The organism is Herbaspirillum huttiense (assembly GCF_004367745.1).
GTDB classification, from domain to species: Bacteria; Pseudomonadota; Gammaproteobacteria; order Burkholderiales; family Burkholderiaceae_D; genus Herbaspirillum; species Herbaspirillum huttiense.
Genome location: NZ_CP037993.1, coordinates 1,488,505 through 1,501,150 on the forward strand (window position 1 = coordinate 1,488,505; position 12,646 = coordinate 1,501,150).

Annotated in this window: 11 protein-coding genes; 4 read left to right on the plus strand and 7 right to left on the minus strand. The window is 63.8% G+C overall.

What is annotated here, in order from left to right; translation table 11 throughout:
* Window positions 1–70: 70 nt before the first annotated feature.
* From E2K99_RS06665 to E2K99_RS06685, 6 genes are all read right to left on the minus strand, one after another.
* Window positions 71–1,234 (minus strand): M23 family metallopeptidase, encoded by a 1,164-nt coding sequence (locus E2K99_RS06665; protein WP_166675045.1) that lies wholly within the window; start codon window positions 1,232–1,234, stop codon window positions 71–73.
* A 65-nt stretch (window positions 1,235–1,299) separates the two neighbouring features.
* On the minus strand, window positions 1,300–2,847 hold the full coding sequence (locus tag E2K99_RS06670; protein ID WP_476729749.1) for a type VI secretion system Vgr family protein: 1,548 nt from the start codon (window positions 2,845–2,847) through the stop codon (window positions 1,300–1,302).
* Window positions 2,848–3,114, minus strand: a complete 267-nt coding sequence (locus tag E2K99_RS26260; RefSeq protein ID WP_476729750.1) for a hypothetical protein — start codon at window positions 3,112–3,114, stop codon at window positions 2,848–2,850.
* 379 nt (window positions 3,115–3,493) lie between these two features.
* Window positions 3,494–4,801, minus strand: coding sequence for a gallate dioxygenase (locus E2K99_RS06675; RefSeq protein ID WP_134221735.1), 1,308 nt, complete (start codon window positions 4,799–4,801; stop codon window positions 3,494–3,496).
* Between the two features lie 53 nt (window positions 4,802–4,854).
* Window positions 4,855–6,186, minus strand: a complete 1,332-nt coding sequence (locus E2K99_RS06680) for an MFS transporter (RefSeq protein ID WP_134221736.1) — start codon at window positions 6,184–6,186, stop codon at window positions 4,855–4,857.
* Between the two features lie 245 nt (window positions 6,187–6,431).
* Window positions 6,432–7,637, minus strand: a complete 1,206-nt coding sequence (locus E2K99_RS06685) for a LysR family transcriptional regulator (protein ID WP_134221737.1) — start codon at window positions 7,635–7,637, stop codon at window positions 6,432–6,434.
* Between the two features lie 130 nt (window positions 7,638–7,767).
* Here E2K99_RS06685 and E2K99_RS06690 point away from each other — a divergent pair, with 130 nt between their 5' ends.
* The 4 genes from E2K99_RS06690 to E2K99_RS06705 all read left to right on the plus strand — a co-directional run bounded on the left by E2K99_RS06690 (window position 7,768) and on the right by E2K99_RS06705 (window position 11,985).
* Window positions 7,768–8,928: a 4-oxalomesaconate tautomerase gene (locus tag E2K99_RS06690; protein WP_276321820.1), complete on the plus strand. Its 1,161-nt coding sequence runs from the start codon at window positions 7,768–7,770 to the stop codon at window positions 8,926–8,928.
* A gap of 5 nt (window positions 8,929–8,933) precedes the next feature.
* The gene (locus E2K99_RS06695; protein WP_134221738.1) at window positions 8,934–9,977 is read left to right on the plus strand and encodes an amidohydrolase family protein; all 1,044 of its coding nucleotides are present in this window, start codon (window positions 8,934–8,936) and stop codon (window positions 9,975–9,977) included.
* Window positions 9,978–9,988: 11 nt separating this feature from the next.
* Window positions 9,989–10,672, plus strand: a complete 684-nt coding sequence (gene ligK / locus E2K99_RS06700; protein WP_039789757.1) for a 4-carboxy-4-hydroxy-2-oxoadipate aldolase/oxaloacetate decarboxylase — start codon at window positions 9,989–9,991, stop codon at window positions 10,670–10,672.
* A gap of 191 nt (window positions 10,673–10,863) precedes the next feature.
* Window positions 10,864–11,985, plus strand: coding sequence for a porin (locus E2K99_RS06705; protein ID WP_134221739.1), 1,122 nt, complete (start codon window positions 10,864–10,866; stop codon window positions 11,983–11,985).
* A 12-nt stretch (window positions 11,986–11,997) separates the two neighbouring features.
* Here E2K99_RS06705 and E2K99_RS06710 read toward each other — a convergent pair whose 3' ends face one another.
* Window positions 11,998–12,612: a TetR/AcrR family transcriptional regulator gene (locus tag E2K99_RS06710; RefSeq protein WP_134221740.1), complete on the minus strand. Its 615-nt coding sequence runs from the start codon at window positions 12,610–12,612 to the stop codon at window positions 11,998–12,000.
* Between the last annotated feature and the right edge of the window lie 34 nt (window positions 12,613–12,646).

The window sequence follows — 12,646 nt, forward strand, 5'->3', positions numbered from 1 at the left end:
ATACGCCACGTTGCCGGGATATGCAGATCTTGCGACAGCGCGATGATCTCCTTTTTGTAAATCTCACTTGCTACAGTTGACTGAAGGAATAATGCAAGTTGGATACCTGCACACGGCCATCGCAGTTGCTATCAAGCCAGCTGCGGATGGTCCGGGAGTCGCAGCGGCTGTCCTGATCCGTATCGTCATCGATGAGCCGCCATCCCTTCCAGGGCGGGAAATCCGCATCGCTGAAGATGCGGATGTTGGGCGCGTGGAGATTGACCCAGCCGAATCCCTCGGAATACGGAACTTTCCTCCAATGCGGCAGCGAGGCCGAGGGCAGCTTGTCAGGACCGATCACGCGTCCGAAACGCAGCAGTTCATAGACGGCAGCGGGTGCCGGCCGCTGCGCATCGGGAAAGGCCTTGGCAATCCGTACCGCATTTCTGTAGAGACCGGCCTCGCCATCCTTGTCCGGCAAGGGCGCGCCCATCCGGCTCCCATCCATGGCGTAAGCGGAGACCACGGCTTCGCCGGTACGCGCAACATCGCCCTCCGCACCGGGGTAACGCACTCCCACAAGATAGTCACTCGCCGTCGCATGAATGGCTGTCAGGGCCACCGGAGGATCCTGTTCTTCATCGCCGGCGCGCCGCTTGCGTTTCGGGGGCGGCGTCATCGCCTGCGCGGAATGCGGCAGGGGCTCCTGATCGAAGACCGGCGTGCCGGCGGGGATGAGGAAAAAGGTCTCGCCGAAGATCACATCATTGCGTCCATTCGAGGCAAGAGACAACGCGTCTGCAGCGCGGCCCGCGAGACGGACGAGATTGGCATCGTCGCAGATGATCTCGACATGCAGGCGGCCCTTTTCGCCATTGATGTAGCCCGCCTGCCCGATGATTTCCTTGCGATGCACGAAGCGCTTGAGCATCGTGGCCGGCGCGATGTCATGCAAGTGCATGTAGACACTGAAGAAGACGACGAGCGCCTGTTCACCTTCGCCGATCTCGGCTTCATGCCTGATGACGACCACGCCGTCGCTGGTCGCGCCGTTGTACATGAGGGGATGTTCAGGCGGCAGGTTGGGCAAGCCTTTCGTTGGCGGGCGCACAAAGACGATGGTGCCATCCGCAATGGCCCGGACGGGTTCATGGGCGTTGCCTGCCTTCGGAGCGGTCAGGTGAATCCCGCCATGCCATCCGAGATTGAAACTGACCGGAAATGCGCCCCGGCCAGGCGCATCGCCGTTCATGGCCAGGTCCAGCCATTCGTCTTCGGTTTGTTGGCCCGTGCGCGGTGGCAGGAAAGGGGGACTGATCAGCATGATGTCCTCGTCGAAGAAAAAATTACTGTGAGTAGGGATAGCGTTTCGGCAGTGTCAGGCTGCTCGCCGGCAGCAGTGGCATCGCATACGACACGCGTGCCGGACCCGTCATCACATGCTGCGACGCCTTGCATTCCCATTTGCCGGCGGTTCCTTGCGTGATCCCGGAGGCGTTGATCTGGATGAAGGAACCGCCTGCCGAAATCATCACCTCGTCCTTCGCATGGATCTCCACACGTCCGCTGGTCGACAGCAGCCGCGCCACCTTCTCTGCAATGAGATCCAGATCGTCGCTCTGCGCCTGCACCTCCACCTTGCCCTTGGCGGAGAACAGCTTGATCCCGGCCTTGAAGGCGAACAGGCTGATCTTTTCGGCGACGCTGGACGGCACCCCAGTACTCGCCTGCATTGGCATAACTCACCCGGACCCAGCAGGACGCCGCCTCATTGCCCGGGTTGATGCGATCCCAGCGGAACTGGACCTTGATGCGATCAAGAGGATCGGTGTAAATCTCTTCTCCCGCAGGCCCCACGACGATCGCTGTCTGCGGCAGCATGACCGGCCTGGCATGCGACCGCGCAGGGCGGAACGGCAGCTTGCGCCGCTGTACCTCGAAGCGGTTGAAGCAATGGCCGGTGTGTTCATTCTCCGTCTGGTCGACTTGCCGCTCACGCCGGATCGACTCCTTGAAGGCCAGCAGCGCCGCGCTCAGGCTGCCCGGAAAATCCAGCGCCTGATGCGACAGGGGAAGGTTGTTCTCGATGAACCAGTCGATGGCCAGGATGACGAACTGGCGATCGCTCTCCGGCTCCTTGCGATGCTGGGGATGGTCCTCCAGCCTGAACCAGCGCCCGCAAGCCAGATTGCGCACGCCCGAGACGCCGCTGTAGCGTTGCATCGCAGATTCCCATTGCTCCACTTGCAGGTCGGCCTGACGATTGCCTTGCTCCTGCTGGGCAAAACTGTATGCACCGGTGTACTCATACACCTCCAGCTGTGCGGGAAGAAGTCGATACTCTGCCATCACCTGCTCTTCGGCCTCCTTCTGCTGGCGAGGCGATTTGTAGTCGTCGCTGCGGCCCCGCCATGACTTCGAGGAAAGCGTGCGGCTGGCACTCCACTGCAGGATCTTGTCGAGCTCGTCACGGGGGCTGGCACCGTGGAAGGCAATGCCTTGCCGGTGCAGGCCGGGCAGGCACCATGTAGTGTCGGTAATGACCAGAACATGGCCACCGCCATCCTCCTGTTGCTCGTGATGGGCGAACCAGCCTTCTTCTTCCATCAGACGCTGGACGAAGTTCCAATCGGTTTCATACTGGGTGCAATAGGACCGAGCCAGAGACGGGCGCTCCAGTTCGAAGCGATAGTGGCCGCGCGCTTGCGGATGGCAGTCGAACACGTCCGCAAGAATGTCCTCGGTGGTCTTGTCCTGCCAGATCCGGGCGTCCTTGCGAAAGCGCAGGAAATGCAGCCAGGGAGAAAACGAGAGCTGGCAGAAATCGATCTCGCCATCACTGCCCAGGCGCTTGGCGGTATGCACTTAGCCATGCCAGGGGAGGGTGTCGCCTTCATGCTGCCTGATCCACAGGGTGACGGGCTGTGCAATCAACTGCTCCAGCGCGATGCCGGTGCGCGTGGCCAGCAGATCGAGGGTGACTTCGTAGCCGTGATTCAGTCGCTCAGTGGCGATGAGCCGTTGTGGCAGGAGGATGTCCGGCCCGAGCGGCGAGTCCAGCTGGAGCAGCCGGCGATGCTGCGTGATGCGCGCTTGGGAGCGGGATGAATCTTTTTGCGAGGGGGAGGGCATCCGATGCGCTTTCCAGGGAGAATTCGCGCAATCCGGAACAGGCCAGTGAACAAACAGGCAAAAAACGCAGACCCACTTGCGAAGTGCGCTTGCCCGGCTTGAAGGAGGAAGTCCCGGATGCGGCCAATGCCCTTGAGCTCATTGATGCTGCAGAGGCCTCGGGCGACGAAGGCGACAGTCTCCGTTGCGAGAGGCGTTTTCTCAATGGAAGAAATTCTAATTTTCAGGCGATTTGTATTGCTGTGTTCACTCCGCCATCGTCAAGATAGATAGCAGTTTTTGATGGAATGACGAATTGTTTTGAATGGCGACATCCATAAAAAATTGCGCCGCTCCGAAGGAGGGCGCGATACCAGGTACATCCGCAAGCAAGAGACGTTCACTTCGTCCCGGTCTTGTTCCAATCCGCCGCCTTGTCCGACGCTGCGCCCGCCACCGAGTACAGCGCCCCCGGCGCATTGCGCGTCTGCTGGAATTCTTCCAGCGACTGCCCGCGCATGGCCGCATAAATATGCAGGTTCGACACGCCGACCACCGCGCCCAGCTTTTCCAGCAGGAAGAAAATCACGCCATAGCGGATCATGGCCTGCCAGTCGCGGCGGCTGATCATGTCGCATTCCTCCTGCGACAGCCCGGCTTCCTCATAGGTCGCCTGCGGATCTGCCCGGAAGCGCTCGCGGAACGCCGGCTGGATCAGCTGGTACAGATAGCGGTTGATGCGGTAGCGCGCATTGGCCGTCTCCAGCGTGAAGGGGTAGGTGCCTTGCAGTTGCTCGATGCCCTTGAGCTGCTGCGCCACGTGCTCGCGATGACGCGCCACCTCGGCGGCCTGCAAGGCCGCATCGACCGGCACCGCCGGTTCATACACGGCCACCGCGATGCCGGTCATGGAGGGCAGGTAATACTCGCGATGACGGCAGTTGACGCCTGCCGGCATGGCCCCGCGCATGATCAGCCACATGATGACCTCGGCACTCTCCAGTCCGCCCAGCGTCGCCAGTTCGGCGTGGGTCAGGCGCGTGAGCGCCTCCGGGTCATGCTGCAGGAGATCGAGGAACTGATGGTCCCACGGCGTATTGTTGAACCCCGCACGCTCGCCATGCACCTGGTGCGACAGCCCGCCGGTCGCGACGATGACCACATCCAGGTCCTCCGGATAGCTTTCGATGGCGCGGCGCAGGCCCTGGCCCAGTTTGTAGCAACGGCGCGCGGTCGGGATCGGGAACTGCAGTACGCCCACCTGCAGCGGGATGATCTGGCCGGGCCAGCCCTCCTGGTGCGGCCACAGCATCGACAGCGGCGAGAAGCACCCGTGGTCCAGCGGCTTGTTCTGGAAGAAGGCCATGTCGAATTCATCGGCCATCAGGGAGCTGCCGATATGCCGCGCCAGCGCCGCATGGCCGCCCACTGGCGGCAGCTTGCGAGCACCCCCGCCTTCGTCGGCGACCTGGTACTCGCTGCCCACCCCCAGGGCAAAGGCGGAGTAATGGTCGAAGAAGAAGGAGGTCACGTGGTCGTTGTAGACCACCAGCAGCACGTCCGGCTGCTTCTCTTGCAGCCATTGCTGCACCGGCTCGTAAGCCTTGAAGATGGGCGCCCACACCGCATCGTGCTGCTTGTTGGCATCCAGCGCGAAGCCGATGGTCGGTGTATGGGAGGTGGCGATGGCGCCGACGATATTGGCCATGACGATTTATTCCTGTAACAGATGAATCCGATGTGATTGATGCAGCAGCTTGATCAAACCGCAGCCGCCGGACGCTGCCCCATCTGGATGAAGACGATGATCAGCGCCGCCAGCGTAGCCGGCACCGCGAGAATGGCGATGACGGCACCAAAGCCCCAGCCCATCGACAGCAGCACGCCGCCGGCGAAGGAGCCCAGGATGCTGCCGAAGCGGCCCACGCCCAGCATCCACGACACGCCGGTGGCACGCACCACGGTCGGATAGCAGGAGGGGGCGAAGGCGTTCAGTCCGGTCTGTGCGCCGCTCATGCAGAAGCCGGCCAGCAGCACGTAGGCCGCAAACATGCCCGACTGCACGCTGCCGGACGCCAGCAGCAGGATGAAGACGGCACCCGCGATGTAGGCGCAGGCAATGGCACGGCTGGGTGACCAGCGATCCATCAGGAAGCCTACCACCAGTGCACCGACGGTACCGCCCAGCTGGAACAGCGCCGTGATGCTGGCCGCCTTCTCGATGGGCAGGCCGGCGTCCTTGATCAGCGTGGGCAGCCAGCCGGAGAGCAGGTAGATCACCAGCAGGCCCATGAAGTAGGTGCCCCACAGCGACAGCGTGGTCTTGCGATAGGTCTCCGAGAGCAGCACCTTGGCCGGCTGGCCGCCCTTGACCGGCGGTTCGCTGACGCTGAAGGTCTGGCCGGCGGCGAAGTGGCCGCCGCACACGCGCGCCAGGGTGCGGGCAATGCGCTCGGCGGGATAGTGGCGCACCACCATGAAGCGCGCCGACTCCGGCACCAGCCACAGGTAGAAGGGCAGGCACAGCAGCGGGATGGCACCGCCGACCATCAGGACGGTGCGCCAGCCATAGTCCGGCAAGAGGGCGGCGGCGAGAAAGCCCACCAGGCCCGAACCCAGGTTGAATCCGGTGAACATGATGGCCAGCAGCGTGCTGCGCGAACGCTCCGGGACGTATTCGGAGAGCAGGGTAGTGGCATTGGGCATGGCCGCACCCAGACCGAGGCCGGTCAAAAAGCGCAGCGCCGAGAGCGTGACCACGTCCTGCGCGAAGGCACAGGCCAGGCTGCACGCACCGAACCAGGCGACCGCCGTCATCAGCAGTTTCTTGCGGCCATAGCGGTCCGACAGCGGACCGACCAGCAGCGCACCCACGGCCAGGCCGATGGGCGCGGCACTCATGACCACGCCGAAGGCCGCGCGCGAGATGCCCCACTCCTTGGTGATGGCCGGTGCCAGGAAGCCCATGATGGCCACGTCCATGCCGTCAGTGGCCACGATGAGGAAGCACAGGATCAGCAGTAGCCATTGATAGCCGGACATCTTGCGCCCGTTGATGTGCGAACGCACGTCCAGCGATTGTGCTGTATTCATTAAGTCTCCGTAATGGTGTCGAATTGTCGGGATCTGCCGGCTTGTCTGCACGCGGCTTGGGAATTACCTGTCCAGGCAGCACCAGCGTGCCTCGACTTGGCACAAAGTGTAAGACGGGGAGGGCTGGCGAGTATTGCTTTCGGCTACCGGAGTGTTGCCATTTGCTAATCGCGATGGATTTTTTATGAATCCGGAAAGCGTGGCTCGCAGCGGCCTGAAGCCCTTGTGCTGCGGGCTTGCGCCGTTCAGTCCAGCGCGGCGGCGACCGCTTCGATGGCCTCCTGCAGCGCCCGGGCACCGGGCGACAGATGCGCCCCCTTGCGCTGCATGAGCCCGATGCGGCGCTCCATGCCGCGCATGGCGAAGGAGAGGGTGGTGAGCTGTCCGGTGGCGATCTCATGCTGCAGCTGATGAGCGGAGATCACGGTGAGCATGTCGCTGCCCACCAGCAGCCCGCGCAACAGCGCCAGGTCGCCGGTCTCCACCGCAGGGCGGGGCGCCGGCCAGTGGCTGTCGCGGAAGAATTGCTCGATGGAATCGCGCAAGGGTGTCCCGGCTCGCGAGAGCACCCAGGGATAGCCGTCGAGATCACGCAGGGACAGCTTCTTGCGGCGCGCCAGCGGGTGGCCGGCCCGTGCGATCAGGGCAGCACTGTCGGCCACCAGGGGCCGCATGTCGAAGGTGTCACTGGAGAAGGCGCGCAATGCGCCGACGATGAAATCGATGCGTCCGCTCATGAGGCCGGCGGCCAGTTCTTCATAGGGACTTTCCAGCGAACGGATCTGCAAGCGCGGATGGCGTGCCAGCACCCGCGTCATGGCCGCCGGCAGCAGTTGCGAGCGCGCCAGCGGCAAGGCGCCGACTGTGACCGTACCTTGCACTACACCGTCGAGGGCGGCGATGTCTTCCGGAATATGGCGCAGTTCGGCCAGCGCCCGGCCGAAGCGTTCGGTCCAGCGGCGGCCCGCATCGGTGGGCAACATCCCGTGCGCGGTGCGGAAGAACAGCGCCTGTCCGAGAATGCCCTCCAGCATCGACAAGGCCTGGCTCACCGCCGAGGGCGACACGTCCATCAGGCGCGCCACGCTGGGCATGTGATGCGTTTCGGCCAGCAGCGCGGCGGCCTGCAGGCGGCGGTCATTGAACAGCGCGTCCAGGCTGCCTACCGGCTGGCCGTTGCGGTCGCGCAGGCGCAGGGCATCGTCGCGCACTTCGCGCAGTTCGGCTTCGATGCGCTCGACGCGCAGCCGGACGGCTTCGCCGGCGGCGGTCAGCAGCATGCCGCGCCCCTTGCGCTCGAACAGTTGCGCCGACAGGCTCTGCTCCAGCGCCGCCACCGAGCGCGCCACCGCCGAGGAGGCACGCAGCAGCGTGTCGGAGGAGCGGCGTACCCCGCCGGTGGTGGCGACGACATTGAAGACATGCAGGTGACGCAGGTTGAGCAGGGCCATGGCGTGACGATCCGGGACATTGATTTCTGAGCGCGATTAGAAAATTAGAACAGAGGAAGGCCCACAACGCAACCAAGCCGACAGGGCGCTCACGCATACTCGACGCCATTGTTTTCAAAGGTAAAGCGCCGTGCCTGACCTCGATTTCCCTCTTCCCGGAGACGCTGACGCGTCCGACCTGCTGGTCATTCCCTGCACCCTGATGCGCGGTGGCACCTCGCGTGGTCCCTTCTTCGTGGCCGATGATCTGCCAGAGGACATCGCTGCGCGCGATCGGGTGTTGCTGGCCGCGCTGGGGTCGCCGGATCGTCGTCAGATCGACGGCCTCGGCGGTGCCCATCCACTGACCAGCAAGGCCGGCATCGTCAGCCGCAGCCGCGTGACCGGCGTGGATCTGGATTTTCTGTTCGCGCAGTTGCAACCCGAATCGGACCGTGTCGATACCACGCCCAATTGCGGCAACATGCTGGCCGCCGTGCTGCCCTTTGCCATCGAGCGCGGCCTGATCGCCGCCGGTCCCGAGACCACCACCGCGCGCATCCTCACACTCAACACCGGCATGCAGTGCGACGTGACGGTACAGACACCGGGCGGCCGCCTGCGCTATCGGGGCGATACCCGTATCGATGGCGTGCCGGGATCGGCGGCACCGGTCAGCATCAACTTCCTCGACACGGCGGGCTCGGTCTGCCCTGCCATGCTGCCCACGGGGCGCGTGCAGGACCGGGTGCGCTACGCCACCCCCGGCGGTGAGCAGCGCGAGACTGCCGCCACCCTGATCGACAATGGCATGCCTATGGTGTTGGTGCGTGCGTCTGATTTCGGCCTGACTGGAGATGAAAGCGTGGCTGTCCTCAATGCCGATGCGGTCCTGAAGGAGAGACTGGAGGCGCTGCGGCTGGCCTGCGGTCCGCTCATGGGGCTGGGGGAGGTCAGTGCCAGGAATTATCCCAAGATGTGCCTGCTGTCGGCCCCCGTGGCGGGTGGCACGATCAGCACCCGCTGCTTCATCCCGCATGTCTGTCACGAGGCCATTGGTGTGCTGGCCGCCGTCACCGTCGCCACCGCCTGCGTGCTGGAAGGCTCGGTAGCCCAGGGGCTGGCGCTGCCTGGCAGCGGCTTGCTGCGCACCGTCTCGGTGGAGCATCCCAGCGGCGAATTCAGCGTTGCGCTGGAGCTGGATCCGCACGACCAGCAACAAATCCGGCGTGCCGCGCTGCTGCGCACGGCGCGTCCCATCCTGCGCGGGGAAGTGCTGATCCCCGCCGAACTCCTCACCGACCATTCCTGAATCCCATGCGAGACTCCCTCATCATTGACTGCCATGGCCACTACACCACCGCCCCCAAGGCGCTGGAAGACTGGCGCAACCGGCAGATCGCCCACCTGAACACGCCCGGACTCGGTCCCAAGGTGGCCGAGCTCAAGATCAGCGACGACGAACTGCGCGAGTCCATCGAAAGCAACCAGTTGCGCCTGATGCGCGAACGCGGTGCGGATCTCACCATCTTCTCGCCGCGCGCTTCCTTCATGGCGCATCACATTGGCGATCTCAACACCAGCCAGACCTGGGCGGCCATCTGCAACGAGCTGTGCCATCGCGTGGCGCAACTGTTCCCCGATCACTTCATCGGTGCGGCCATGCTGCCGCAGTCGCCGGGCGCCGATATCCGCACCTCGATTGCGGAGATGGAGAAGTGCGTGCGCGAATATGGTTTCGTCGGCATCAATCTCAATCCCGATCCCTCGGGCGGCCACTGGACTGCGCCGCCGCTGTCGGACCGCGCCTGGTATCCGCTCTACGAAAAGATGGTGGAGCTGGAAGTGCCCGCCATGATCCACGTGAGCACCAGCTGCAATGCCTGCTTCCACACCACCGGTGCGCATTACCTCAATGCCGACACCACCGCCTTCATGCAGTGCCTGACCTCGGACCTGTTCAAGGATTTCCCGACGCTGAAGTTCCTGATCCCGCACGGCGGCGGTGCCGTGCCGTATCACTGGGGCCGTTTCCGTGGCCTGGCGCAGGAGATGAAGAAGCCGCTGCTGGAAGAACATCTGCTCAACAACATCTTCTTCGACACCTGCGTGTATCACCAGCCGGGCATCGACCTGCTCACGCGCGTGATCCCGGTAGAGAACGTGCTGTTCGCCTCCGAGATGATCGGTGCCGTGCGCGGCATCGATCCGCAGACCGGCCACTACTACGACGACACCAAGCGCTACATCGAGGCGGCCGCCCTGAGCCCCGAAGAACGCCACCAGATCTACGAAGGCAATGCCCGCCGCGTCTACCCGCGCCTGGATGCCGCCCTCAACGCGAAAGGACTGTCCGCATGAGCACTCCCCTGATCAACCAGCTTGGCGTGGTCAAGCGCCAGATCGAACGCGCCGATGCCGCGGCCGTACAACAGCTCGGCCAGTTCGGCGTGGCAACCGTGCATGAGGCGCAGGGCCGCACCGGCCTGTTGAAGCCCTATCTGCGTCCCATCTATCCCGGCACCACGATCTCGGGCACCGCCGTGACCGTACTGCTGCACCCCGGCGACAACTGGATGATGCACGTGGTGGCTGAGCAGATCCGGCCTGGCGACATCGTGGTGGCGGCCATTACGGCCGAGTGCACCGACGGCTATTTCGGTGACCTGCTGGCCACCAGTTTCATGGCCCGCGGCGCGCGGGCCCTCATCATCGATGCCGGTGTACGCGACGTGAAGGTGTTGAAGGAAATGGGCTTCCCGGTGTGGAGCCGTGCCATCAGTGCCAAGGGCACGATCAAGGCCACACCGGGTTCGGTCAACGTGCCGGTGATCTGCGCCGGTGCCCTGGTCAATCCGGGCGATGTGATCGTGGCCGATGATGATGGCGTGGTGGCTGTACCTGCCGCTGACGCTGTGCGTGTGGCCGAGGTGGCACGCAAGCGCGAAGCCCTGGAAGGGGAGAAGCGCGCCCAGTTGGCCGCCGGCGTGCTGGGGCTGGACATGTACCAGATGCGCGCGCCGCTGGAGGCGGCCGGCTTGAAATACATCGACTGAGTTGGTATCACCCACAGGCTGAACCTGACTAGGAGCCGTGAGGGGAAGAAGAGAGCGTCCACGCAGAAGAGGCGCACGCCGACCTGAACAGACCTCCGTACCGCGCAGCAGAGCGCCCTCGGTGTGCGCCATCCCGATTGACAAGAACACTGGATCAACCAGACCGATTTACCCACAGGAGGAGATTCCTTATGCAGTTGCAACACCCCATCCGTCTCATCCCGGCAGCCCTGCTGCTGGCCGCCGCTCCCGTTGCCTTCGCGCAGAGTTCAGTCACGATCTATGGCGTCGTGGATGTCTATACGGCCTACCAGAAGAGTACCGTCGGCGGCAAGGACACCTCGCTCTGGGCCATGGGCAACAATGGCCAGATGACCAGCCGGCTTGGCTTCAAGGGCGTCGAGGATCTGGGCGGTGGCTATCGCGCCAGCTTCAATCTGGAAACCGGTTTCGATCCCAGCACCGGCGGCCTGCAGAACAGCTACCGCTACTTCGACCGCCAGTCCTGGGTCGGTCTCGGCGGCGGCTTCGGCGAAGTGCGCGTGGGGCGGCAGAACAGCGTCATGTTCCTCTACTCGGGCAACATGGATGCATTCGGTGCGGCCACCTATGGCTCGGCCTACAACAACTTCGCCAACTGGCTGGCGCGGGTGGACAACGATATCAGCTACATCTCGCCCAAGTTTGCCAATACCACGCTGGAGCTGCATTACTCGGTCGGCGAGCGCGCCGGCAGCACCGCCGGCAATGCGGTCTACCAGATCGGCATGCAGACCCAGCAGGGACCGGTCTACGTGGGCAGTGCCTACCTCAACGCCAACAACAGCACCAACACCAACAGCGTGAAGCAGTTCATGCTGGGCGGCAATGTTGACTATGGCAGCGGCAAGGTCTACCTGGCCTTCTTCCGCACCAATGAAGTGATCTCGGCCACCACCGGCAATGTCTTCACCAACCCGGCGGGCAAGTACGATCCGGCCGGTGCCGTGGTCGGCAATACTGCGGGCGATTATCACAACACCTACAGCCTCTCGGCCGACTACCGCATCAATGCGCAGACCACTGTCGGCGCGGGGGGCGGCTACGTCAAGGACAGCTCGCGCTACAACAACAACGCGCGCCAGTTCAGCCTGATCGTGAACTACGACCTGTCCAAGCGCACGCGGCTGTATGCGGTGGCCTCACGCCTGATCAACCAGAATACCGCCGCCTATCGCATGACCGGTGCCAGCTTCACGGCCAGCCAGGCCCTGAGTCCGGACGCCGGTGCGAGCGAGACCGGCGTGCAGCTGGGGATCCGGCACACCTTCTGAGGACCGTCGTTCTCAGGCGGCAGGTACGGCATAGGCCGCGAGGAAGGTCTCCACCGCGCGGCCGACCATGCGCTTCATGCGTGGCCGCGAAATGCTGGTCTCCAGCCCCAGCATCATCGGCTTGACCGTCTCGCAATCGAGCAGGGCGCACAGCTGCAGGGTCGCCAGCATGGGATCAGCCGTGCGCAGCCGGCCAGCCGCCATCTGCTTCTTCAGGAAGGTGGCGACGCGCTCCATCCCCATCTTCGGTCCCTCTTCATGGAAGCGCCGGCCGATGTCGCTGCGGCCGGCTTCGGCCACGATCATGCGGTGCGTCTGCAAGGTGCTCTCCTGGCACAGGAAGCTGACCGCCTTTTCTCCAAAGACCTGCAAGGTCTTCGCCAGATCGTCCACCTCCTCCTGGTCCAGTGCGGCCAGGGCCGGCTCAATCTGCTTTTTCGCCTCGCCGTGGGTCACCGCCAGGAACAGCTCCTCCTTGGACTTGAAGTAGCCATACAGCGTGGCCTTGGAGCCACCAATGCGGGCCGAGATCTCGGCCATGGACGCACCCTCGAAACCCATCTCCTTGAATACCTCGGCCGCCACGGCCAGGATGGCCTCGCGCCGGGCAGGGGTCTTGACTCTCATCGAACTGTCTCCGTTTTCTTTACAAGTGTCATTT